The organism is Streptomyces sp. NPDC058457, assembly GCF_042720695.1.
In the GTDB taxonomy this organism is placed as follows: Bacteria; Actinomycetota; Actinomycetes; order Streptomycetales; family Streptomycetaceae; genus Streptomyces.
Genome location: NZ_JBHXLU010000013.1, coordinates 135,851 through 159,967, shown reverse-complemented (window position 1 = coordinate 159,967; position 24,117 = coordinate 135,851). Strand labels below are relative to the sequence as shown.

At 69.5% G+C, this 24,117-nt stretch carries 20 protein-coding genes; 6 read left to right on the top strand and 14 right to left on the bottom strand.

Annotated elements, in window-relative coordinates:
• Window positions 1–27: 27 nt before the first annotated feature.
• Window positions 28–381: a DUF805 domain-containing protein gene (locus tag ACFWPS_RS14150; protein WP_383704567.1), complete on the top strand. Its 354-nt coding sequence runs from the start codon at window positions 28–30 to the stop codon at window positions 379–381.
• 97 nt (window positions 382–478) lie between these two features.
• On the opposite strand, the gene ACFWPS_RS14145 is transcribed toward ACFWPS_RS14150, so the two are convergent.
• From ACFWPS_RS14145 to ACFWPS_RS14105, 9 genes are all read right to left on the bottom strand, one after another.
• A complete protein-coding gene (locus ACFWPS_RS14145) occupies window positions 479–946 on the bottom strand; it encodes a hypothetical protein (protein WP_383704565.1) in 468 nt (155 codons plus the stop codon).
• A gap of 171 nt (window positions 947–1,117) precedes the next feature.
• Window positions 1,118–3,847: a cation-translocating P-type ATPase gene (locus ACFWPS_RS14140; protein WP_383704563.1), complete on the bottom strand. Its 2,730-nt coding sequence runs from the start codon at window positions 3,845–3,847 to the stop codon at window positions 1,118–1,120.
• A complete protein-coding gene (locus tag ACFWPS_RS14135; protein WP_383704561.1) occupies window positions 3,844–4,884 on the bottom strand; it encodes a polyphosphate kinase 2 family protein in 1,041 nt (346 codons plus the stop codon). The genes ACFWPS_RS14140 and ACFWPS_RS14135 overlap by 4 nt, the downstream gene beginning before the upstream one ends.
• A gap of 130 nt (window positions 4,885–5,014) precedes the next feature.
• On the bottom strand, window positions 5,015–5,290 hold the full coding sequence (locus ACFWPS_RS14130; protein ID WP_383704559.1) for a DUF6400 family protein: 276 nt from the start codon (window positions 5,288–5,290) through the stop codon (window positions 5,015–5,017).
• 86 nt (window positions 5,291–5,376) lie between these two features.
• Window positions 5,377–5,985 (bottom strand): VOC family protein, encoded by a 609-nt coding sequence (locus ACFWPS_RS14125; protein WP_383704557.1) that lies wholly within the window; start codon window positions 5,983–5,985, stop codon window positions 5,377–5,379.
• Window positions 5,986–6,063: 78 nt separating this feature from the next.
• On the bottom strand, window positions 6,064–6,813 hold the full coding sequence (locus ACFWPS_RS14120; RefSeq protein WP_383704555.1) for an SDR family oxidoreductase: 750 nt from the start codon (window positions 6,811–6,813) through the stop codon (window positions 6,064–6,066).
• Window positions 6,814–7,075: 262 nt separating this feature from the next.
• A complete protein-coding gene (locus ACFWPS_RS14115; RefSeq protein ID WP_383704553.1) occupies window positions 7,076–8,227 on the bottom strand; it encodes a catalase family protein in 1,152 nt (383 codons plus the stop codon).
• Between the two features lie 127 nt (window positions 8,228–8,354).
• Complete coding sequence (locus ACFWPS_RS14110) at window positions 8,355–9,707, bottom strand: Dyp-type peroxidase (RefSeq protein ID WP_383704551.1); 1,353 nt, start codon at window positions 9,705–9,707, stop codon at window positions 8,355–8,357.
• A 160-nt stretch (window positions 9,708–9,867) separates the two neighbouring features.
• Entirely contained in the window at window positions 9,868–10,458 is a 591-nt protein-coding gene (locus ACFWPS_RS14105) for a hypothetical protein (protein WP_383704549.1), read from the bottom strand.
• 522 nt (window positions 10,459–10,980) lie between these two features.
• Between ACFWPS_RS14105 and ACFWPS_RS14100 the strand changes: the two genes are divergently transcribed.
• From ACFWPS_RS14100 to ACFWPS_RS14085, 4 genes are all read left to right on the top strand, one after another.
• Window positions 10,981–11,658 (top strand): GAP family protein, encoded by a 678-nt coding sequence (locus tag ACFWPS_RS14100; RefSeq protein ID WP_383704547.1) that lies wholly within the window; start codon window positions 10,981–10,983, stop codon window positions 11,656–11,658.
• Window positions 11,659–11,846: 188 nt separating this feature from the next.
• Complete coding sequence (locus tag ACFWPS_RS14095; protein ID WP_383704544.1) at window positions 11,847–12,338, top strand: DUF2975 domain-containing protein; 492 nt, start codon at window positions 11,847–11,849, stop codon at window positions 12,336–12,338.
• Window positions 12,338–12,559, top strand: a complete 222-nt coding sequence (locus tag ACFWPS_RS14090) for a helix-turn-helix domain-containing protein (protein ID WP_383704542.1) — start codon at window positions 12,338–12,340, stop codon at window positions 12,557–12,559. Before ACFWPS_RS14095 ends, ACFWPS_RS14090 begins: the two co-directional genes overlap by 1 nt.
• Window positions 12,560–12,752: 193 nt before the next feature.
• On the top strand, window positions 12,753–13,442 hold the full coding sequence (locus tag ACFWPS_RS14085; RefSeq protein ID WP_383704540.1) for a DUF899 domain-containing protein: 690 nt from the start codon (window positions 12,753–12,755) through the stop codon (window positions 13,440–13,442).
• Window positions 13,443–13,784: 342 nt separating this feature from the next.
• On the opposite strand, the gene ACFWPS_RS14080 is transcribed toward ACFWPS_RS14085, so the two are convergent.
• A complete protein-coding gene (locus ACFWPS_RS14080) occupies window positions 13,785–16,313 on the bottom strand; it encodes an ATP-binding protein (RefSeq protein ID WP_383704538.1) in 2,529 nt (842 codons plus the stop codon).
• 348 nt (window positions 16,314–16,661) lie between these two features.
• Here ACFWPS_RS14080 and ACFWPS_RS14075 point away from each other — a divergent pair, with 348 nt between their 5' ends.
• Window positions 16,662–16,835, top strand: a complete 174-nt coding sequence (locus ACFWPS_RS14075; protein ID WP_383704536.1) for a hypothetical protein — start codon at window positions 16,662–16,664, stop codon at window positions 16,833–16,835.
• A gap of 95 nt (window positions 16,836–16,930) precedes the next feature.
• On the opposite strand, the gene ACFWPS_RS14070 is transcribed toward ACFWPS_RS14075, so the two are convergent.
• The 4 genes from ACFWPS_RS14070 to mrdA all read right to left on the bottom strand — a co-directional run bounded on the left by ACFWPS_RS14070 (window position 16,931) and on the right by mrdA (window position 24,117).
• Window positions 16,931–18,880 (bottom strand): TIGR03960 family B12-binding radical SAM protein, encoded by a 1,950-nt coding sequence (locus tag ACFWPS_RS14070; RefSeq protein WP_383704534.1) that lies wholly within the window; start codon window positions 18,878–18,880, stop codon window positions 16,931–16,933.
• Between the two features lie 128 nt (window positions 18,881–19,008).
• The gene (locus ACFWPS_RS14065) at window positions 19,009–20,514 is read right to left on the bottom strand and encodes a CHAD domain-containing protein (RefSeq protein WP_383704532.1); all 1,506 of its coding nucleotides are present in this window, start codon (window positions 20,512–20,514) and stop codon (window positions 19,009–19,011) included.
• Between the two features lie 151 nt (window positions 20,515–20,665).
• Entirely contained in the window at window positions 20,666–21,865 is a 1,200-nt protein-coding gene (gene rodA / locus ACFWPS_RS14060; protein WP_383704530.1) for a rod shape-determining protein RodA, read from the bottom strand.
• Window positions 21,862–24,117 (bottom strand): penicillin-binding protein 2, encoded by a 2,256-nt coding sequence (mrdA, locus tag ACFWPS_RS14055; RefSeq protein WP_383704528.1) that lies wholly within the window; start codon window positions 24,115–24,117, stop codon window positions 21,862–21,864. Before mrdA ends, rodA begins: the two co-directional genes overlap by 4 nt.

Here is a 24,117-nt window from a genome sequence, read left to right as displayed (position 1 = left end):
CACGCCTTGATCCCTGGGGGACGAGTAATGAACTGGTACGTGGATGTACTGAAGAAGTACGTGGCGTTCAGCGGACGCGCGCGCCGCAAGGAGTACTGGATGTTCACGCTGATCAACGTGATCATCGCGATCGTGCTTGCCGTGGTCGGCAACGCCATCCACTTCGCCGCCCTCGCCGCGATCTACAACCTCGCGGTCCTCCTGCCCAGCCTCGGTGTCGCGGTCCGCCGCCTGCACGACACCGGCCGCTCGGGCTGGCTGATCCTGGTCGGCATCATCCCGCTGGTCGGCTGGATCTTCGTGCTCGTCTGGCTGGCCTCCGACGGCAAGCCGGAGGAGAACCAGTACGGCGCCAACCCGAAGTACGCGGCCGCCGTCTGACCTGCAGACACACCGAAGGCCCGCCGGAACCCTCCGGCGGGCCTTCGCCTGTCCGGGCGGCCTGTGCGGACCGTGCGGCCCCTGCGGACTGTGCGTCCTATGCGGCGGAGGACGAGTTCCTCCTGTTGCGTTCGGTCTGCAGGTGCAGGACCAGGAAGAGGACGCGCAGGAGGTCGTCGGGGAGGGCGTGCAGGCCGGCGGGCAGGACGACGCGACGGGGCCGGCTGCCCAGCAGGTCGTACTCCACGGAGAGCGGGCCGATCCCGCGCACCCGGCCGCTGAACCTGGGGTGGTCGATCGGGTACGGCCCGATGCGCCGCGGGATCCCCGACCAGGCGGTGCACTCGACGTCCCAGGTCCCGAACGTCCTGGGAACCGAGCCCAGGCGGCCGTAGCCGATCTCGATGTCGCCGATCCGGCGCAGGCGGCTGCCGAGCATGTCGTACTCGAGCGGATGCGGCCCGAGCGTGTGGGGCCGGCCGCCCCAGCGGCCGTAGGTGAGCTCGACGTCCCCGATGCTGCGCAGCCGGCCGCCCAGCAGGTCGTACCCCAGTTCCAGTTCCATGTCCGCCAACTCCCCCGTCGTGCGCCCGCGTTCCGCTGTCCACCGGTGTCCGGTCTCCCCGATTGTGCGGCCGGTCCGGCGCGGCTTCCATGGCGGTCGTGTCACGGTTTCGTCGGCACCCGGAAGATCCGGTCCGGCAGATCCGGTCCGGCAGATCCGGTCGGCGGCGCGTCATGTCCGCGGGACCGGCCTGCCGTTCCAGCGGGCGAGGAACTTGCCGATCTCCCACAGCGCCAGCAGCGCGAGCGCCGGGAGCAGCGTCCAGCCGAACTGGGCCAGGTTCAGTTCGGTCGTGCCGAGCAGCCTGCGGAAGGCGTCCATCTGGGTGACCATGACGGCGAGGACGAACTCGATCAGCATGGCCCGGTTCATCTGCTTGCTGTCGAAGCTGGCGGTGGTGAGCACGGTGTCGCGTTCGCTGCGGCACTCCAGGGCGGCCACGATCAGGCAGAGCGCGAAGGACGTGAACGCCATGGACTGGCCGATCGCGACGCTGCCGTAGCGGGAGGTGCCGAGGTCGATCAGGCAGAGCAGGCCGATGGTGATCACCAGGCCGGACAGCCCGACGGTGAGCATGACGCCCCGGTTGAGCACGTGCGCGCCGCGCGGTCGCGGGCGGCGGGCCATCAGGCCGGGGCTCTGCCGGTCGAAGCCGAGCGCGAAGCCGAAGGCCGCGTTGACGAAGAAGTGGATCCACAGCACCTGGGCCGGGGTGAACGGTTCCCCGGCGGCGATGTCGAACAGGGTCGCGCCGAGGAACGTCAGCACGAACACCACGAGCAGGACGAGGACGAACCGGATGTACTTGGTGAGGTTGTCGTAGATTTTGCGGCCCTGTTCGACGGCGAAGACGATCGTGGCGAAGTTGTCGTCGGCGAGGACCATGCGGCCGGCGTTCTTGGCGACCTCGGTGCCGGAACCCATGGCGATGCCGACGTCGGCCGCCTTGATCGCGGGCGCGTCGTTGACGCCGTCGCCGGTCATGGCGACGACGCCGCCCTTCTTCTTCAGCGTCTCGGCGAGCAGCACCTTGTGTTCGGGCGCGACCCGGCCGACGACGCCGATGCCGTCGATCCGGGCGAGCCGTTCACTCTCCGGGAGGGCGGCGAAGTCCGCGCCCAGCATGGCCTCGCCCTCGATGCCGAGCTGCCGGGCGATGGCGGCGCCGGTGACGACGTCGTCGCCGGTCACCATGCGGACCCTGATGTGCGCGGCCTGGGCGTCGGCGACCGCGGCCTTCGACTCGGCACGCGGTGGGTCGACCATGCCGACCAGGCTGGTCATCTGGAGGTCGGTGACGTAGCCGAGCAGGTCGCCGTCCGGGTCGAACGCGGCCGGGTCGAGGTCGCGGCGCGCCGCGGCCATCACCCTCAGCCCCTCGCCGCCCATCCGTTCGACGTGTTCCTGCGCCCGCTGCCGCAGTTCCTCGTCCCAGGGGACGGCCGTGCCCTGCCTGAGTGCCGTGGCGGCCCGGTCCGTCACGGCGGGCGCCGCGCCCTTCACGAAGCAGCGCACGACGGGGCGGCCGGTCTCGTCGGTGGCCCGGTTGAAGCTGGCCATCAGCTTGTAGGAGGGGTCGAAGGGCAGTACGGCGAGCCGGGGCAGCCGTTCCCGGGTGGCGTCGACGTCCAGGCCTGCCTTGTGGCCGAGGACCAGCAGGGCGCCCTCGGTGGGATCGCCGACGACCTTGCCGTCCACCAGCCGGGCGTCGTTGGCGACCAGGTAGGGCAGGATCACGTCGGTCATGTCCGGGGCGCTGCCCACCGGGTGCCGGATCCTGCCCTCCAGGCCGTAGCCGGTACCGGAGACGGTGTAGCGGTCGCCGGCGTCGACGACCTCCACGGCCGTCATCTGGTTCATGGTGAGCGTGCCGGTCTTGTCGGAGTTGATCGCCGAGGTGAACCCCAGCGCCTCCACGGACGGCAGGTCCTTCACGATGGCCCGGCGCCGGGACAGGTCGACGGCGCCGATGGACAGGATCGTCTGGGACACGGTGGGCAGGGCCTCCGGGATGGCGGCGATCGCCAGCGAGACGGCGCTGACGAACAGCGCGTCCCACGCCGTACCCCGGCCGCGGCCGAGTACGAACATCAGGATCATCGTCACCCCGGCCGTCGCCGTGATCCACAGGGTGAGCCGGTCCATCTCCCGGGTCAGCGGCGACGCCTCCCGGCGGGTGCTCGACAACATGCCCGAGATACGGCCGATTTCGGTGTCCGCACCGGTGGCCGTGACCACCATCGTGCCGCTGCCGTGGGTGACGGGGGTGTTCATGAACGCCATGTTCCGCCGCTCCCCCGGCGGCAGGTCGCCGTCGGTGAGCGTGGCCGTCTCCTTCGCGGCCGGCACGCTCTCCCCGGTCAGCGCCGACTCGTCGATCTGCAGGGCGTTCGCCGTGACGACACGGCCGTCCGCCGGCACCTCGTCGCCCGCCGCGAGCAGCACCACGTCTCCCGGTACGACCTCCGCGGCCGGGATCTTCGACTCGGTGCCGTCCCTGCGCACCCGGGCGGTGGCCTTCATCATCGATTTCAGCGCGTTCATGGCGCTGTCCGCCTTGCCCTCCTGGCGCATCCCGGCGACCGCGTTGACGACGGTCAGGACGAGCAGCAGGATCCCGGTGCTCCATTCCTTGATGACGAGCGAGACGACGGCGGCGGCCACCAGGACCAGTTGCATGTAGCTGCGGTACTGGGCGAGGTAACGGCGCCAGCCCGGCACCGGCTTCTCCTCCGGCAGCGCGTTCGGGCCGTGTGTCCGCAGCAGCTCCGCGGCGCGGGCGGCGGACAGTCCGGCGGCCGGATCCACCTCGAAGGCGGCGGCCACCTGCTCGGGCGGACGCGCGTACCACGGCCTGCCGCCGGCCGCCCGGTCCTGCGGGGCATCCGTCCGCGCGGTCATGAAGACGCCTTCTTGTTCTTCGCCTCGTTGTTCGCCTTGTTCGCCTTGTTCTTCACCCCGTTTTTCACCTTGTTTTTCGTCTTCTTCTTGTTGTTTCTCTTTTCCTCCGCCGCGTACGGGTCCGGGGCGGCCCCTGCGGGTGCCTCGGCCTCCAGTTCCTCCCTGACCTCGGCCAGTTCACGCCGGGTCTCGTCGCTGACCTGCGGGTACTGCGGGTCGATGGCCATCAGGGTGTGGACCAGGACGGCGGCCGCGCACACCCGGGCGAACCACTTGTGGTCGGCGGGAACGACGTACCAGGGCGCCCATTGCGTACTGGTGGCGGACAACATCTGTGAAAACGCCCGCTGGTAGTCGTCCCAGTAGGCCCGCTCGCGCACGTCGGCCGACGAGAACTTCCAGTTCCGTTCGGGTACGTCGATGCGTTTGAGGAAACGGGTGCGCTGTTCTTCCTTCGACAGGTTCAGGAAGATCTTCACGATCCTGAAGCCGTTGTCGGTCAGATAGCGCTCCCAGTCGTTGATCTCGCGGTAGCGCCGTTCCCACACGTCCGGGCCGCGGGCCGCGTCGGGCAGCTTCTGGCGGCGCAGGTTCTGCGGGTGTACCCGCACCACGAGTACTTCCTCGTAGTGGGAGCGGTTGAAGATGCCGATCTCACCGCGGCCGGGCAGGTTCCGGGAGTAGCGCCACAGGTAGTCGTGGTCGAGTTCGTCGTTCGAGGGGACCTTGAAGCCGACCACGCGCACGCCCTGCGGGTTGACTCCGCTCATGACGTGCCGGATGGTGCCGTCCTTGCCGCCGGCGTCCAGGGCCTGCAGGCACAACAGCACTCCGTAGGTGTCCTGGGCGGCCAGCCGCCGCTGGTAGTCGGCCAGTTGCTCGATACCGCTGCGGAGCAGTCCGACGCCGTCCTTCTTCTTGCGGATGCCGGCCCGGAAACCGGGGTCGAAGTCCTCGGACAGCCGCACCTTGCTGCCGGGCTCGACCCGTAGCGGCTCGATGAACTCCTCGATGCGGTCGGCTCTGTCGTCACCCATGGCCCACCCGCCCTTCACACCGGCCGGTCCCGCCCGTCAGAGCGGCCCGTCCAGCCTCCCGCCGGCCGCCCGGGCCGTCCTCACCCCTCGCGGGTGGTTCACGTCGTACGGCGGGGCCACGGCACGGGGGTCAGGTGGTGGCGTCGCCGCCGCCGCGGTTCCCGTCGTCCCCGCGTCGCGGAAGGACGCCGGCCGCGACGAGGGTGTCGTACAGCCGCTGCTGTTCCGGATCGAGGCCGGAGTACAGCATGTCGTAGGCCTCCTCCTCGCCCCGCACCATCTCGACGGGGTCCCAGTCGTCGCCGAGCGCCGCCATGACGTGCGCCCTGCGGGTCATCTCGTGGCCAGTGAGGTCGACGGAGAACTCGACCGGCTCGGTGGGACGGGAGGCATCTTTGTCGGACATATAACCGAATTTAGGTACGCCGTACGGCTCACGACAAGAGCCCGTGGGGCACATCACAGCAGGTCGGGGGCATACGTGCGCCTGGCTCACGCGGGCGGTGCGGTCCCGGCCTGCTCGCTCACCAGGTACCGCGCGTACCAGTCCGGCCAGTCCGGGTCCTCGCCGCCGGTGCGTGCCTCGTGCTCGCCGTGTGCCGCCGCGGCCCGGCGCAGGGCACTCGCCAGGTCTTCGGCCGAGGAGAACATGGTGGTCGCGGGGTCGAGCCGGCCCGGGAGCCGGGTGGTGACCTCCTGGAGGAGCCAGCCGTTGCCGTCCGGGTCGCTGAACGACAGGAAGGAGCCGTAGCTGCCGTCGGGGCCGGCCACCCGGGCATCGGCTCCGGCGTGGTGGAAGACCCCGCCGGCGTCGTGGAACACGTCGCTCGGGTGGGCGCCGTGCCGGGCCAGGTCGTCGTGGGCGGTCCTGATGTCGTCGACGATCAGGTGCAGGCCCCGGGCCGAGCCCGGAGCCTGCTCGGTGACCGACGAGCCGAAGATGACCGATGCCGGGGAGCCGGGCGGCGTCACCTGTACGACCCGGAAGTCCCCGTCGCCGGCGACGTCCGCGTCGAGCCGCCAGCCCAGTGCGGTGTAGAAGTCCTTGGCCCGGTCGACGTCGGCCACCGGCACCACGACGACCTCCAGTTTCATGTCCATGACTTGCGCCTCCCGTTTCGTTGGGGCGTTGGGCCGTTGGGCCGTTGGGCCGTAGTGGATGCCGGCGCGGGCGGGCGGTCAGTGTGCGAGCAGTTGCTGACCGCCGTCGATGTCGTAGGTGGCGCCGGTGAGGGCGTCGTTGACCATGATGTGCAGGGCGAGAGCGGCGACGTCCGCCGGGCCGACCACCCGGCCGATGGGCAGCGTCTTGCGCAACTCCTCGCGCCGCGCCTCCAGTTGGTCGCCGAGGAGGGCGGCGGACAGGGGGGTGTCCACGAACCCGGCCGCGATGAGGTTGACCCGGACCGGGGCGACCTCCAGTGCCAGGTTGGCGGTGAGTGCCGGCAGCGCCGCGGTGACGGCGCCCACCACGGCCATCCCGGGCGCGGGCCGCCGGCCGCCGGTGCCGCCGATGAACAGCAGCGTTCCCCCGGCCCTGACCTTCTCCCGGCCCGCCCGTGCCACCGCCAGCATCATCGCGACACGTACGCCGAAGTCCCGGGCGGCACCGGCCAGATCGAGTTCGCCGAGGGGGGTGTACGACGGGCTGCCCGCCGTCACCATCACGTGGTCGACCCGCCCGGGCAGCTCCCCGAGGAAGCGCTCCAGGTGTGCGGTGTCCTGGGCGTCGAGCACGGCCGCGGTCAGCGGGCTCAGCTCGTCCGCGGCCCGCCGCAGGCGCTCGGCGTTCCGTGCCACCAGCACCAGGTCGCCGCCGGCGGCCCGCACCTGCCGCGCCGTTTCCAGCCCGATGCCTGCGCTGCCGCCCACCACGACGACCGTCTGCCCGGCCAGTTCCCCGTGCGCTCCGCCCGACTCACCAGCCATGGCCACCTCCAGGTCCGCCGGCGCCGCCCAACTCGTCGGCCCTGCCGACCCATGCCGACCCCTTACAGGAAGTCGTTGTGCGGGTCGGCGATCAGCAGAGCGGTTTCCCCGGGGAGTACCGCGCTTCGGAGGTCACGGACGGCACCCGACTCCCGACCGGCCGGCGAACGGACCGAATCGCTGCTGCGGCGTACAGAGCGGGGTTGGCCGGGGCCGCCCCGCGCTCTCCACCACGGTCACCCGGCTCCGGAACCTCAGTCTGTCACCCACCTGGTGGAACGGCATCCCGGGCCGGGCCGAGTACGTCGTCGGCGCTGCGGGGCTCGGTGCGCGGCTGCCGGTTGAGCCTGTGGCGGGCGACGGAGGATCGCCGGTAGACCTCTTTGCGAGCCCGCATGATGTTGCCCAGGGGTGCGTGTTCGGCGGTGACCCGCCAGGGCGTGAAGGACAGCGCGTCCATCTTCTCCAGGTTCTCCGGGCCGGAGATGTCCTGCCGCGGCAGCCGCAGCCTGGCCACGGTGAAGGACGGTGAGAGCTGTTCGGGCCACTCCACGGTGGTGTCCTCCACCGGCATGCGTTGCAGGTCGGTGCAGAGCTGGACCTGGATGTCGAAGACGTAGGGCCGCTCCTGCAACTCGGCCTGCAGGGCCGGTCGGAAGACCTCCTGCGCGGAGGCCGGGTCGATGGTGCGCCGGACCACCGCGGCGGCGGCGGACGGTTCGGGGGTGATGCGCACCTTGGCGATGTAGTCACCGTGCCGGACCGCGCCCATCGTCCAGTAGCTCGACAGCAGCAGGTTCGCCGGAGGGGTCTTCGCCAGACGCAGGAACGCCAGGAACTCGTCCCATGCCCAGTTCTCCTGGTCCAGCGTTCCCTTTCCGGTCACGAAATCGGCGTAGAAACGATGTGCGCCGGGGCGGCCCTGGGAGAAGTAGGCCGGCGCGTTCAGGAACAGTTCCTGGATGAACAGGTAGTGCCCGACCGTGTTGCAGAAGAAGACCGGCCCGTTGATGTTGGCGTAGTCGAACGTGCCCGAGTCAGGTTCGTCTTCCAGCAGGGTCGGGCCGGGGATGTCGAACATCTTCAGCGCGAGTCCGGTGGCGGCACCCAGTCGTGCGTCGGCTCCGGCGTGGGGCGAGCCGTTGGAGAAGCGGATGAGCGCGTCGTGGAGTCCCGGAGTCGCGTAGATTCCCTGGGCGTACTCGGGGGGCAGCCCGGCCAGGATCTCCACTTCCCCGCGGACCAGTCCGTAGCCCTTGGCGTGGGCGTCGCGGAGGGCCCGTCCGGTGCCGCCGGCCTCGACCGACTCGGCGATATAGCTCTCGGTTTTATCGATCACCGTCTGCACGTCGCGGTCGAAGTCCGGGGCGTCGTCTTCGACATCAGGCGTGTAGCGGACGAACTGTGCTGCCATGACTTCGACCTCTCCTCGGGGAGTGTGATCGGACGTCGGGGCGTGAACGGATCTCGAAGCTTGGGCGGACCTCCGAGCGCGGGCCGACCTCAGGGGGCGGGCGGACCTCAGGGGGCGGGCATCGCCGTCAGCCCTCCAGTTCGGCGAGCCAGCGCAGGGCGCGCAGACCCGGCAGGAAGCAGTACTCGCCGCCGCGGGTCACCACGAAGCTGGGCAGGTTCTGCAGGCGACGCCGGACCGGCTTCTCCGGGATGGTGAGGCTGCCGGTTCCGCCGTGGTGCCCGGCCACCGGGTCCTTCTCGCCCGGGTAGCCGATGAAGTTGCCGTCGTTGACCCACTCGGCCTTGATGAACTCGAACTGCCGCTCGAGGTGGGCGCCGATGAAGACCCCGACCAGGCCGCGCTCGGCGCCGTCGTCCTCCAGCACGCCCTCGGGCAGCGGCGGGCCGTAGGTGGTGCCGCGGCGGATGAGCCGGTGCATCCGCGCGTCGCCGATGATGGTGGAGTCACGGGGGTTGGTACGGCGGATGTGCGCGCCGGCGGGGCACCGGTAGCCGCGGTCGTCGTGCTCCCGGTAGAGGAAGTTGTTGACGCGGTGCGGATCGGCCGCCAGCTCGGGATCGTCGTGCTCCGGTGCCAGCGTCAGCGGTGCCCCGCTCGGCCAGCGCCCGACCATCTTCGCCGCCAGGAGCGCCTCCTCCTCGGCGCCGGAGCTGTTGGCGCGCAGGTACCGGCGCCATGCCGCCACATTGGTGTGGATCTTGCGAACGGCCACGTAGGTTCCGTTGCGTCCCAGCACGTCGGGGCTGGGCATGGGCGGCAGCCCGCCGGTCTCGTCGGGGTAGCCGAGGATGAACTCGCCGGCCCTGATGGGGGCTTCCTGCGGGTTGGATCCGGGCAGCCCGACGCCCTCGATGTTCGGATGGCTGATGCCGTCGCGGAAGCCGAAGGTGGTGCGCCCGGTCGGCAGCTGGCGGACCTCCTGCTGCCAGACCACCCGGACGCCGGGGGTGTCCTCGTAGGCGACACGGGCCCGCTCCAGTTCCTTGTCGAGCCGCGCCGTGTCGGAGGACAGGGCGCTCAACGCGATGTGCACGTCACCGGTTCCGAACGGCGCCTCCCAGCGGGACGGCGCGCTCTCGCCCACGTCGCCGATCAGCTCCGCCCGGGCGGCCATGCCCTCACGAAACGCCCGCGGAAAGCTGTCCAGCGACTCCTGAGGCACCCCCAAAGCCTTCAGCCCCTGGTAGCTGAACGCCACAGCCACCCAGGCGTCCTGTTCCGGGTCCACGGCGGGCAGACCACCCGAGGTCAGCGGGAGCAGCCTGCGCAGCAGGGCACGCCCGGCGTGGCGGTCGTCCACGTGCAGGAAGACGAACTCTCCCGCGTACGGGACGGGCCTGGGCCGCAGGGCTCCGCTCTGTACGTCGTCGATCTCGACGCGCACACCCGCGGCACTGCCGCTGTCCGCTGTGTTCATGATCGCTTGCGCCTCCGCATCGGTCTTCTGCCTGGACAGCCCTGCAGCGGCCGGTGCGCGCCCGCCGATGCGGTCCACCGGCGACGGGTGGGTTCCGTGGGTGGGCCGGGTCCGGGTCCGGGTTCCGGTCCGGGTGCTGGTCCGGGTTCCGGTCCGGGTCCTAGGCCGAGGCTTCCTCCAACAGCTTCTGGAAGGCGGGCGTGGCCAGCAACTCGGCGTTCGCGGGGTTGTCCAGTGCCGCCCGGAACTGTGGGGTGTCCAGGACCTCCTGGAACGCTTCGTCCACGCGGTGGTCCTTGTAGATCTGCTGAACCGTCAGGTCGGGATAGGCGCTGACGAAGACCCCCGCGGGCTCCTGATGGGCGACGAACCAGTCCTTCACCCCCGGATCGGTGACGCCGGGGAATCCTTCGCTGTGCGAGAAGACCTTGTCGAAGCGTGCCCCGACCACCGTCTGGGCGAAGTCGTCGATGTAGTTGTCCCAGGAGCCGTCGAAAACGCTGGCGAACATGAACCGGGTGTCGTTGTCGAAGATCACGTGCCGTGCGTCGTGCAGCGTTCCGATCTGGCGCACCGCCGCATGGACCTTCTCGTCGTCCGCCGCATCGGACAGCATGGCGAGATCCTTGCGCAGCGCGTCCGCATGGCCCGGCTTGATCTCGGTGAAGACGGTGAACTCGTTGGAGACCCCGTCCGACCTGCCCGGACGCTCGGGGTGAGCCGATCGGGTCGCGCCTGTCGTCGCAGTCATCGTGACATCCTCCTGCCGCGGTCGGTGCGAGGGGAGCCAAGCACCCGGGTATGGGGCGCCATCGCCCTCACCTCTTCATCCTGACCACATGCCGGGCGCCCCGCATCCCCGGCCCGGGACGTCGCGGTCGCGCGGAACGGAGCACCGAGCACGTGCGATCCAGCGGGCGCGGACCATCGCCGTCGGCTCGCCCCTCGGAACTCCGGACAGCTCACAAGGACAGACTCGCCGCAGCGCAGGAACATGGAATACGGGCCGGTCGGGGCGACGGGACGCTCAGCAGTTCGGAACGTCCGACCGATCCGTCGGCCGGCGCCGGCCGACGAGGGCCGACGAGGGCCGCCGGCCGACCAAGACCGCCGGCCGACCAGGACCGCCGTCCCGTCGGAGCGCGCCCACCACAGATCCACGGCTCCGCGTTCAGGCGGCCGGGCAGCGGGGCGGTGGGGCGTCCGGGTCACCCACTCCCGTAAGAGGTCGCCCCGATACGACAGCCGCTCTGCCCCCCACCTGGAGGCGATCATGGGAAAAGTTCTCGGTGACATCCTGGGGCTTGCAGCCGGTGTCGCGGTCAGCCCGCTCCCGATCATCGCGGTCATCCTCATACTCGCCACGCCTCGGGGACGCCTCAACGGGGTCCTCTTCACCGTCGGCTGGATCCTGGGACTCTCGGTGCTGGGCGCGGTCATGCTGGCGATCGCCTCCCCCGCGGGTGCCTCCGCCCACAATCACCCGGCCACCTGGGTGGGAGCCCTCAAACTCGCTCTGGGCCTGTTCCTCGTCGTCTTCGGCGCCCGGCAATGGCACCGGCGCCCGAAGGATCCCTCGGAGGCCCGGCTGCCGAAGTGGATGAGCGCGATCGACCGCCTCACGCCGGTCAAGGTCTTCGCACTCGGTCTGGCCCTGGCCGCGCTCAACGCCAAGAACGCTCCGCTGACCATCGCCGCGGGCGCCGCGATCGGCTCGGCCGGACTGCCGGTCGGGCAGCAGATCGCAGCGCTGGCGATCTTCGTCTTGATCGCCACCCTGGGCCTGCTGGTCCCGCTGGGAGTCTTCCTGCTCGGCGGAGAGCGGGCCAAGACCACACTCGGCAACTGGAAGGACTGGGCGGCCCAGCACAACGTCGCCGTGATGGCGGTCCTGTTCTTCGTCCTCGGCCTGAAGCTGCTCGGAGACGGCATCGGCATCCTGGTCTCCTGACACGCTCAGCCACATCCGGCCGCGGCGTCCGCTCCTTGCCCGGCCGCTACGGCCGTGCCGTGCCCGGCCGTAGCGGCCGTTCCGTGCCCGAGCGAGGATGACTCCCGCCGCCCACCCTGCACCCCACCCCTTGTTCAACCTATCGAATTTCGATAGATTCCCATCGCAATTCGATGGAAGGACTGGTCGTGGGAAAGCTGACAGTGCGTGCGCTGCACGCCGTGCTCGTGGTGGTGCTCGCCGGCACCGTGTTCGTACAGGCAGGGATGGTGTGGACGTTGGTCAGCGGGAGCGACCCGGAGGACGGGTCGCTCCCGCTGACGCCACTGCGCGTGATCACGATCCTGGGCATGGTGTCGGCCCAGGTCGCCCTGGTCGCCGTATGGCGGCTGGTGGCGATGGTGCGACGCGGAACCGTGTTCTCCCACGCCGCCTTCCGGTACGTGGACCTCGTGATCGGCGCGATCGTGGCGGCTGCCCTCATGTGGTTCGCGGTCACGGCCGTCAATGCGCCGGGCCAGCGGGACGACCCGGGCGTCACCGTCATCATGGGCGGGATCGGCGTGGCCATCCTCGGGGTCGCGCTCATCGTGCTCGTGCTGCGGATGCTGCTCGCCCAGGCCGTCGCGCGCGATGTCGAAGCGGCGCAGATGCAGGCCGAGCTGGACGAGGTGATCTGATGCCCATCGTCGTCGACATCGACGTGATGCTGGCGAAGCGGAAGATGTCCGTGGGCGAGCTCGCGGACCAGGTGGGGATCACGCCCGCCAACCTGGCGGTACTCAAGAACGGCCGCGCCAAGGCGGTGCGCTTCGCGACCCTCGCCGCACTCTGCGCGGTGCTGGAGTGCCAGCCGGGCGACCTGCTGCGCTGGGAGGCCGAGGACGCCACGGGCGGCTGACGCGCCCCGGGGCAGGCGCGAAAACTCCTGGCACCACCGGCCACCCGACCCGCGGCGACGTCCCGGCCTTCCTCGGCACCTGATCCGGACGGATGTCCTCCGCCGCGTTCTCAGGCCGGCCGATGAGTTCCGGAGCCCTGTGCAGTCTGCCTCCGCACAAGCCGAAGCTGCGCACGAGATCCGCGAGGGAACCATGACCGACCACGCGCTACCACCCGTCGTCGACGCCGCGACCTGGGAACACCGGCTCGAGGCACTGCGTACCCGAGAGAAGGCCGCAACACGGGAACTCGACGCCGTCGCCGCCGAGCGTCGCCGCCTGCCGATGGTGGAGATGCCCGACTACACACTCGACGGCGAGGACGGCCCCGTTCGGCTGGCAGACGTCTTCGAGGGCAGGCGGCAGCTGATCGTCTACAACCACATGTGGTTCGCCGGCAAGGAATGGCAGTGCCCGGGCTGCGCAGGGTTCACCTCGCAGTACACCCGCCTGGAGTTCCTGGACAACTACGACGCACGATTCGTCATCGTCACCCAGGGTCCGATCAAAGAGGCACTCGCCTACAAGCAGCGGGTCGGCAACCAGATGGCGTGGTACTCGACCGCGGACAGCCCGTTCGGGTCCGACGTCGGCGCACCGCCCGGTGGAGGATTCGCAGTCAACGTGTTCCTGCGCGACGGCGACACCGTCTACCGCACCTGGCACACCGACGGCCGGGGCACCGAGCAGCTCAGCCACAGCTTCGCGCTGATCGACCTCCTGCCGTACGGACGCCAGGAGGAATGGCAGGACTCACCCGAGGGCTGGCCCCAGTCCCCCACCTACAGCAGGTGGGCGACGTCCGAGAACATCGCCGCGCTCTATGGCCCGGGTTCCGGCTGAACCGAGAGCCCGTCGCACCTGAGGGCGAGGCAACGAGACGCCGACAGGGGCGAGCACAGCGGCCACCCCGCTCTCACTCGCCCCTGCCAAGTCCCAGCCACCCGACCGGCCGCCCTGCTCACCTCAGTGCGCATGCCCGCCCGCTGCCGGCGCTAGTGATCAAGGCACGCTCCTCGCACGCCTTCAGAACACGCCCACGCCGACGTGAGATCCACGCGGTCGTCCCACAGCCGTCTCGATACAACCAGGCCGCCGCCATCCACCTGCCCGTCTGCCGCCGCACAGCCGTCCTCGTCTGGGCGGCAAGGTGATCAGAAGGCAAAGGCCGGCTGGTGGCCGCTGTCAGGCGCAGTGCTCCAGCGTCGCCAGTAGGCCCTCGACATCAGTGCGTTCGGGTAGGGATTCCTCGATGGTGTGAGGGAGCACGGCCTCCCAGAGCAGTCGAGCGGTCCCGGGGTCGCCTGCAGCCGCGTGTACGCGTCCTAGAGCCACGCGCAGACGCATGACCGTCAGACCGTGACCCGCGGCAACACGGCGGGCCAGCGCGGCGGCACCGAAATCGAGTGCGCGGTCAAGTCGGTTCGCTGCAAGGTACGTCTCCACGATCGCCGTTTCCGCGAGATCCTCCGGTGCGAAGCCAGGCACCCCCAGGTCCAGCAGATCGTGCAGCGGCTCGATCCAGTGGAGCGCGTCGGCAACGCGCCCGGCACGAACCGAGAGGACAGCCATGGCCGACAGGGCGTCGTAGAGGTTGTTCTGGGAACCGACAAGCTCGGCCGCGGCCCTGCCTTGGGACAGCAGTGTCTCCGCCGCCTCCATTTCGCCCATGGCCAGGTGCGTCAAGCCTGCCTCGAGCTTGGCCACGGCCTCTGTCTGAGGAGTACCGTTCTGAGCCGCGAGCCCCAGCGATTCCTCGGCATGCTGCTTGGACGCCAGGTAGTCGCCCTGTATTCGCAAGATCTCGGCGAGGTTGGCATGATGCACCACACGGCTCGGGGCGTAATCCGTGTGGAATCCCAGGGCGGCGGAGGCGTGAAGGAAAGCCTCCCGCATCCGGCCGGATCTGGCGCAGACCTCCGCGGAGTCGTTCCAGGCGGCCGCGAGCCCCCGCTGGTAGCCGATCCGCTCAAACTGGATCTTCGCCGAGTTGAGCTCCTCCAGCACGGCGTTCAGATCTCCCAAGTCCCATGCCGCGAAGCCGAGAGAAATATGGCACATTCCCCGTCCGAGCGGATGGTCGTGTGCTTCGGCTGCGCGGAGTCCCGCTTGGCTGGCGGCAAGCGCGCCCCCGTCCAATCGGTGGGGATAGAAGTTTCCTCGCAGCGCATGGGCCAGGTGCCAGGCGAAGGGGGCGGGCCCGTGCTCCGAGGCGTGGACGATCGCCGTGACTAGATTCGTGTGTTCGGCGGTGAGCCAGGCCCGGGCATCATGCGGGCCGGAAAAGACCTGCGGCGAGCCGGTCAGCGGGAACTCGTCGGGGAACACAACCCAGCAGTTCGGCCTGATGATCCTGTTGGCGGCATCCAGGGAGAGCAGGTACCACGACAGCAACCGGTGCAGCGCGGACTCGCTGGCCTCCTTCGGCTCGGTGCCGGCCAGTTGCTTCGCGTACAGAGCCAGCAGGTCATGGCTGCGAAAGCGTCCCGGTTTCGGCTCGGCCAGCAAGTGCGCCGCCAACAACTCGTCAAGCTCCGGCACCGGCGCCGACAGTTCGCGGCCGAGCAGGACGGCTGCCGCCTCGCGACTCGGTTCCGGGCCCGGCATCACGCCGAGGAAGCGGAACAGGCGCTGTGCCTCTGGCGAGAGCGAGTGGTAGGAGAGCTCGAAGGCTGCCGCAACCGCGCTCTCCGGATCACCGACCACCTGCAGCCGGGCCAGCAGATCCACACCTCCTAGTTCGGCGACCATGCCTGCCAGGCTCTGCACGGGGCGGGCCGCCAGATTGGCGGCTGCAATACGGAGAGCGAGCGGCAGATGAGCGCAGAGTTCGACCAGTCCTTCGGCGCCCTCCCGCTCCGCCTCCACACGGTCCTGGCCCAGCTGGACCGACAACAGCTCGACGGACTCCACCAGAGAGAGGGTATCCAGAGAGATCCGTGCCGCGCCGTCGCGGACAACCAGACCTGCCAGAGAGTCACGACTGGTCACCAGCGCGTGGCAGCTGTGGCCGCTGGGCAGCAGCGGACGAACGTGCGCTGCGTCCAGCACGTTGTCCAGGACCACCAGCACGCGCCGGTCGGCCAGCACCGACCGATACAGGCCCATCTGCAGGTGCAGGTCGAGAGGGACCCGATCTCCCGGCACCCCCAGGGACTGCAGCAGTACCGACAGTGCCTCGGTGGCGGTGAGTGCGGGATCAATGGCGCGGCCGCGCAGGTCCAGATACAGCTGGCCATCCGGGTAGTGCGCGGCTATCTGGTGCGCCCAGTGCACGGCGAGCGCAGTCTTGCCGACACCGGCCGTGCCGGTGATCACGGTGGCGGGTGCGTCCCGGCGTATTCCTGCAAGTGCGACGAGGGCATTGGCGCGACCGGTGAATCCGCTGACGTCCGAAGGCAGTTGACGAGGTGTCAATTCCTGGGTCGGCGGCAGTGGGCGGCTTGCCGCCACTGGTCTGGGGGCGCCGAAGCGGCTGTCACGGCCCTTTGCCGAGCGCCACGCCCGTTCCCACTGTGCTGCCTGTACAGCGTTGGCGCCGCAGGCGAGTACCAGGGACCGGACCAGTTCCAGTGACGGAAGGCGCCGGCGCTGCGGGTTCAGGGCATCGGACAGTGTGCTGGTAGCCACCCCTGTCCTGCGGTACAGCATTTCCAGGGACGGATCGCCGGCCCAGAGCTTGACCGCACGCAGAGCGCGGACGAAGTCGGCCACGTCCATGCCCTCTTGCGGCAAGGGGAAGGCATCTGGCGTCTCCGGACTCGTCAACTGCACCTCCGGATCGCCCCGGTGTCCTGGCTGGACGTGCCCACCAGTGTAGAGGCCACCCAAGTCTTCTTGAGCCCCTCCGAACCCGTCCGGGTCCGTCCGGGTTCCGCCGAGCGGCTGGCCGGTGAGACGCCTGGAACGGTGTGATCGCTGTATGGGGATTCGGCGGCTGAAGGCCCGCCCTTCGGAATACTCCGGCATCCGCCGTCATCGCCCTTCCTCATGCCGGAAGGCTCTGGACGAGCCTGAAGAAAGGCGAGGAACCTTATGCGAGTACGCACACGAGAGTCAGCCGTGCTGGTCGCCGCCCTGATGGCGCTCGACTGGTGGCTTCAGCAGGAGCTGAACTCCTGGTACCTGCTCTTCGTCATGCCGACGGTCCTCCTGGAAGACCAGCAGGATGCGTTTGCCCTTCGTTGCTTCATCGCGGCCATGTTGCTCGTGGCAGCCGGGCAGCACAGCGCGTGAACCGCAGAGCGGGCAGGGGGGCGAGCCCTTCTCCGGGCCCATCTGACACAGGTGAGGCCTGCGAGCATCCTCAGACGCCCGCAGGCACCGGACAGTTACTTGTTCACCACCGTCAGCGGCAGCAGCTTCTTGCCGGTCGGGCCGACCTGGATGTGGGTGTCCATCTGCGGGCACACCCCGCAGTCGAAGCAGGGTGTCCAGCGGCAGTCCTCGACCTCTGTCTCGTCGAGGGCGTCCTGCCAGTCCTCCCAGAGCCAGTCCTTGTCCAGGCCCGAGTCGAGGTGGTCCCAGGGGAGGACCTCCTCGTAGGTGCGCTCGCGGGTGGTGTACCAGTCGACGTCCACGCCGAAGGGGGCCAGCGCCTTGTCGGCGCAGGCCATCCAGCGGTCGTAGGAGAAGTGCTCGCGCCAGCCGTCGAAGCGGCCGCCGTCCTCGTAGACGGCGCGGATGACGGCGCCGATGCGGCGGTCGCCCCTCGACAACAGGCCTTCCACGATGCCGGGCTTGCCGTCGTGGTAGCGGAAGCCGATCGAGCGGCCGTACTTCTTGTCGCCGCGGATCTTGTCGCGGAGCTTTTCGAGGCGGGCGTCCGTCTCCTCCGCGGAGAGCTGCGGGGCCCACTGGAAGGGGGTGTGGGGCTTGGGGACGAAGCCGCCGATGGAGACCGTGCAGCGGATGTCGTTGGAGCGGGAGACCTCGCGGCCCTTGGCGATGACCTTCGTCGCCATGTCGGCGATCTGGAGGACGTCGTCGTCGGTCTCGGTGGGCAGGCCGCACATGAAGTACAGCTTCACCTGGCGCCAGCCGTTGCCGTAGGCCGTCGAGACCGTACGGATGAGGTCGTCCTCCGAGACCATCTTGTTGATGACCTTGCGGATGCGTTCCGAGCCGCCTTCGGGGGCGAAGGTCAGACCGGAGCGGCGGCCGTTGCGGGTCAGTTCGTTCGCCAGGTCGATGTTGAAGGCGTCGACACGGGTGGAGGGGAGGGAGAGGCCGATCTTGTCCTCGGTGTAGCGGTCGGCGAGGCCCTTGGCGATGTCGCCGATCTCCGAGTGGTCCGCCGAGGAGAGGGAGAGGAGGCCGACCTCCTCGAAGCCGGTGGCCTTCAGGCCCTTGTCGACCATCTCGCCGATGCCGGTGATCGAGCGCTCGCGCACCGGGCGGGTGATCATGCCGGCCTGGCAGAAGCGGCAGCCGCGGGTGCAGCCGCGGAAGATCTCGACGGACATGCGCTCATGGACCGTCTCGGCGAGCGGGACGAGGGGCTGCTTGGGGTACGGCCATTCGTCCAGGTCCATGACCGTGTGCTTGGAGACGCGCCACGGGACACCCGACTTGTTGGGGACCACGCGGGCGATACGGCCGTCGGCGAGGTACTCGACGTCGTAGAACGCCGGGATGTAGACGGAGCCGGTCTTCGCCAGGCGGAAGAGGACCTCCTCGCGGCCGCCGGGGCGGCCCTCCGCCTTCCACTCGCGGATGATCCTCGTCATGTCGAGGACGGCCTGCTCGCCGTCGCCGATGATCGCCGCGTCGATGAAGTCCGCGATCGGTTCCGGGTTGAAGGCCGCGTGGCCGCCGGCGAGGACGATCGGGTCGTCGAGCGTGCGGTCCTTGGACTCCAGGGGGATCCCGGCCAGGTCCAGGGCCGTGAGCATGTTCGTGTAGCCCAGCTCCGTGGAGAAGGACAGGCCGAAGACGTCGAAGGCCTGCACGGGGCGGTGGCTGTCCACCGTGAACTGGGGGACGCCGTGCTCGCGCATCAGCGCCTCCAGGTCCGGCCACACGCTGTACGTGCGCTCGGCGAGGACGCCCTCCTGCTCGTTGAGGACCTCGTAGAGGATCATGACGCCCTGGTTGGGCAGGCCGACCTCGTAGGCGTCCGGGTACATCAGCGCCCAGCGGACGTCGCAGGTCTCCCACGGCTTGACCGTGGAGTTGAGCTCTCCGCCGACGTACTGGATCGGCTTTTGCACATGCGGGAGCAGAGCTTCGAGCTGCGGGAACACAGACTCGGCGACCTGAGAGGCGGCTTCGGCAGGCATCTCGCGGACCTTTGTGAGGTGGCTGGGGGCGACTCCCCGGCCGGAGGCTGGGGTGGCTCACCGGCCGGTGGCCGGGGAGGGTGACCATCTAGCCTAACCCGGTCGGCGGCCTCCCCCGTACGCCCGGATCACACCGGCGCCTCGGCCTTGATGCTCTCCCAGGCCTGCGGTGCCCCGGCCTCCACCGCCGTCGCCCGCTGCTCCTCGCGGCCGTACAGCAGCCCGTACGTGAACGTGCTCTCCCCCGCCGCGTGGGCCACCGCGGACAGCTCGCGCAGGGTCTCGCGGGCCATCACGCTGTCCTGGTGCTCGCCGAGCATGGTCTGGAGCGACTTCATGGACTTGAGCATGGTCTTCGCCGGCCTGCCGAGCGCGGGGCGGGCCGCCTCGGCCGCGTAGCGGGTGCGCTTGGCCTTCTTGCGGGCCTCGTGCAGGCCGAGGTCGCGGTCGTGGCCGGGGGGCTGCGCCATGCCCGTCTCGATGAGGTCGGTGACCTTCGCGAAGTCCCTCCGCACGGCCTTGGCGAGGACCTCCTCGGGGTTTCCGGCGGCCGCCTTCAGCAGGGGCGGGTCGGCTGCCAGGGCGTCCAGGGTGTCGAGGAGCGCCAGGTAGCGCTTGGAGTCCAGGACGCCGAGGAGGCGGCTGCGGGAGCCGCGTTCGCTCGCCTCGGCCCAGTGGTGCAGGCGGTCGTGGACGGGGCCGTCGACGAGGGCGGGGGGTACGTCGGCGAGGCCGGCCAGCAGGCGTTCGGCCAGGACCTCCTGGTCGCGGCCCACGCCCAGTTCGCCGGCCAGCCATTTCAGCTCGTCGGCGATCGGGTCGGTGACCTGGCGGTCCAGGACCCTGCCGAAGGTGCGGAAGGTGCTGCGCAGCCGGCGGGTGGCGATCCGCATGTCGTGCACGCCCTCCTCGGTGTCCAGGCGGACGGCCGGGTCGAGCTCGACGATCGCGTCGCGCTGGGCGCGGACGTAGGCCATGACGTGGTCGCCGGCGGTGAGCGGAGAGGCGGGGCCGGTCTTCGGGTGGCGGGGCTTGCCGCCCTTGGTCTCGGCCAGGGCGCGGGCCAGTTTCGAGGCGGACTTCGAGGGGTGTACACCCGCCTTGCCCAGCCGTTTCTCGACCTTGTCGAGGAAGGCGGGGTCGCCGCCGTCGGCGAGTTCCACCTCGATCTCGGTCCACTGTGCCTTGCCCGCGCCGCCGAAGAGCCGGTCGGCCCGGACGCGGTCCACGCTCACCTCGGCGAGCAGGGTGCCGTCGGCGTCGACCAGATGCCGGATGTCGCGGGTGGTGCGCAGGCGGATCACCGGGACCAGCCGGCCCTCGCGGACCCGGGAGCGGGCCAGGGCGGCGAGTTCGTCGGGGAGCTCGTCGGAGAGGGGGGCGTGGATCTCGTCCCGGACGCCGGGGGCGACGGGGAGTTTGAGGTGCCAGCCGGCGTCGCCGCCTCCGCTGCGGTGGCGCAGGGTGACTCTGGCCGAGGCCAGGCGCAGGTCGGAGGTGTCGTGGTAGGTCGCGTCGAGTTCGGCGGTGCCCTTGTCCACGACGTTCGCCACGCCGGCGACGCCGGTCAGGTCGGGCAGGCCGCTGTCATCGGATTCGTACTTGCGCTCGATTTCACGCTTCGCATCCGCCATGAACAGAATCTAATGGCCCGGGCACCGCAGGGGCCAGCGGCCGAAGCGGGTAAATCGGAGGGAAAAACAAAACAAGCCACAGGTGAACACATAGCGAACGATGTGTTCACCTGTGCGCTTCCGTCCCGCTTTCGTCCCGGTTCCGCCCTGACTACGCCGACATCGGACGCTGCACTCTGATCGACTGCAGCAGTCCCACCGCCACCCACACGGCGAACATCGACGAACCGCCGTACGACACGAACGGCAGGGGAAGGCCGGTGACCGGCATGATGCCGAGGGTCATACCGATGTTCTCGAACGCCTGGAACGCGAACCACGCCACGATCCCCGCCGCGACGATCGTGCCGTACAGCTCGGTCGTCTCGCGGGCGATACGGCAGGCGCGCCACAGGACGACGCCGAGGAGCACGATGATCAGGCCCGCGCCGACGAAGCCCAGCTCCTCCCCCGCGACCGTGAAGACGAAGTCGGTCTGCTGCTCGGGGACGAACTGGCCGGTGGTCTGCGAGCCGTGGAAGAGGCCCGCGCCGGTCAGGCCGCCGGAGCCGATCGCGATGCGCGCCTGGTTGGTGTTGTAGCCGACGCCGGAGGGGTCGAGGCTGGGGTTGGCGAAGGCGGCGAAGCGGGCGATCTGGTACTCGTCCAGGATGTGCAGCTGCCAGATGGCGATGCAGCCGGTGACGCCGGCGGCGAGCAGGCCGAAGATCCAGCGGTTGGAGGCGCCGGAGGCGAGCAGCACGCCGAGAATGATGGTCACCATGACCAGGACCGTGCCGAGGTCGGGCATGAGCAGCACGATCAGGATCGGGATCGCGGCCAGGCCCAGGGACTGCAGGACGGTGCGGTGGTCCGGGTACTTCTTGTCACCGGCGTCCACCCGCGCCGCCAGTATCATCGCCATGCCCAGGATGATCGTGATCTTCACGAACTCGGCGGGTTGCAGTGAGAAGCCGCCGCCGAGGACGATCCAGTTGCGGCTGCCGTTGATGGTGGCGCCCAGCGGGGTGAGCACCGCGAGGATGCCGAGGACCGAGAGGCCGTAGAGGATCGGCACGGCGTTGCGCAGCTGGCGGTGGCCGATCCAGATGGTGCCGATCATCAGGGCGAGCCCGATGCCGGTGTTCATCAGATGCCGGATCAGGAAGTAGTACTGGTCGCCCTGGTTGATCTCGGTGCGGTTGCGGGTCGCCGAGAAGACCAGCAGCGAGCCGAGCAGCGACAGGGCGAGGGCCGCCAGCACCATCGGCCAGTCCAGACGGCGGGTCAGCGAGTCCCGGGCGAAGACCCGGGTCCAGCCGGCCCGTGCCGGGCCGTATCCGGAGACGGAGAAGCTGTTGACGCCGGTCATGTGAGCATCCTCCGGCTTCCCCTCTTGCGCGGTCGCCTGCGGGTGGTGCGGTTGCCCGTGGACGGGGAGGCCGTGGTGGCGGCCGGGGTCTGCCCGTTGTCGGTGCTCTTGTCGCCCTGCTGGGAGAAGACCTCGAAGTCCTTCGCCGGGTCCTTGGAGGTCTTCGGGGAGGCGATGGTGCCGTCCGTGCGGACCTTCGGCAGACCCTTCTGCGGGGTGTAGAGCAGCGCCTTGGACTTGTCGACGGAGCCGTCCGCGGTGACGCCGTACAGCGCGCTGTAGATGTTGCGGACCGCCTCACCGGAGGCACCGGAACCGGTACCGGCCTGGGCGATGGTCATGATGACCGTGTAGTCCTTGGTGTAGGTGGCGAGCCACGACGTGGTCTGCTTGCCGTAGACCTCGGCGGTACCGGTCTTGCCGTGCAGGGCGATCTTGTCCTGCGGCCAGCCGCCGAACTTCCAGGCGGCCGTACCGCGGGTGATGACGCCCGCGAAGGCGTTGTCCATGCCCTTGATGGTCGCCTGGCTGACCGGCAGCTTGCGCACCGCCTTGGGCTTGATCTCCTGGACGGTCTTGCCGTCGGCGCTGACGATCGCCTTGCCGATGGTCGGCTGGTACTCGGTGCCGCCGTTGGCGACGGCGCTGTAGATCATCGCCTCCTGGATCGGCGTGACGAGGGTGTCGCCCTGGCCGATGGAGTAGTTGATCTCGTCGCCCTCGCGCATCTTGTTGCCTTCGAGGCAGTTCTCGTACTCGATCTTCTCGACGTAGGTGCCGTCCTTCTTCCCGGACTTGCACCAGGCGTCCTTGTTGGCCTTCCAGTAGTCGAGCTTCCACTGGCGGTCGGGGACGCGGCCGGTGACCTCGTTGGGCAGGTCGACGCCGGTCTCCTTGCCGAGGCCGAACTGGTGGGCGGTCTTGAAGAACCAGTCCTTGGGCTCGCCCTTCTTCGGGTTGATGCCGCCGTCCTTCTTCCACTGGGCGTCGGCGAGGCCGTAGAAGACGGTGTCGCAGGAGACCTCGAGGGCGCGGCCCAGCGAGATGGGGCCGAAGTTCTCGCCCTCGAAGTTCTTGAAGACCTGGCCGCCCACCGAGTAGGAGCTGGTGCAGGGGTAGCCGCCGTCCCAGGCGTAGCCGGCCTGGACCGCGGCGGCGGTGGAGACCACCTTGAACGTCGAACCGGGGGCCGCCTGACCCTGTATGGCCCTGTTGAGCAGCGGGTAGTCGGAGTTCTTGCCGGTGAGGGTCTGGTAGTCCTTGGCGGAGATGCCGCCGACCCACACGTTCGGGTCGTAGGTCGGGGCGGAGGCCATGGCGACGATCCGGCCGGTCTTGGCCTCCATCACGACGACGGCGCCGGAGTCGGCCTTGTAGTTCTCCTGGGTGATCTTGTCGTACTGCTGGCGGGCGGCCTTCATGGCCTTGTCCAGCTCGTTCTCGGCGACCCGCTGCACCCGCGAGTCGATGCTGGTGACCAGGTTCGAACCGGGCTCGGCGGCATCGGACTTGGCCTTGCCGATGACGCGGCCGAGGTTGTCGACCTCGTAGCGGGTGACGCCGGCCTTGCCGCGCAGCTCCTTGTCGTACTCCCGCTCCAGCCCGGAGCGGCCGACCTGGTCGGAGCGCAGGTACGGGGAAGAAGTGTCCTTGGCCTGCTGGATCTCGTCGTCGGTGACCGGGGAGAGGTAGCCGAGGACCTGCGCGGTGTTGGACTTGCCGGGGCTCGGGTAGCGGCGGACGGCCTCGGGCTCGGCGGTGATGCCGGGGAAGTCCTCGGAGCGCTCGCGGATCTGCAGGGCCTGCTTGGCGGTGGCCTCGTCGGTGATCGGGATCGGCTGGTACGGCGAGCCGTTCCAGCAGGGCTGGGGGGTCTTGGCGTCGCAGAGGCGGACCTTCTGCATGACCTCCTCGGGCTTCATGCCGAGGACGCCCGCGAGCTTGGTCAGGACCGCCTTGCCGTCGTCCTTCTGCTTGAGCAGGTCGGTGCGGGAGGCGGAGACGACCAGGCGGGTCTCGTTGTCCGCGAGGGGGACTCCGCGGGCGTCCAGGATCGAGCCGCGCACGGCGGGCTCGACGACCTGCTGGACGTGGTTGCCGGAGGCTTCCTTCTGGTACTCGGCGCCCTCGCGGATCTGCAGGTACCACAGGCGGCCGCCGAGGGTACCGAGCAGGGAGAGGACCAGGATCTGGATGACGACGAGACGGATCTGGACCCGTGGGGTCCGACCGGTCTCGGGAATGTTGGTCAC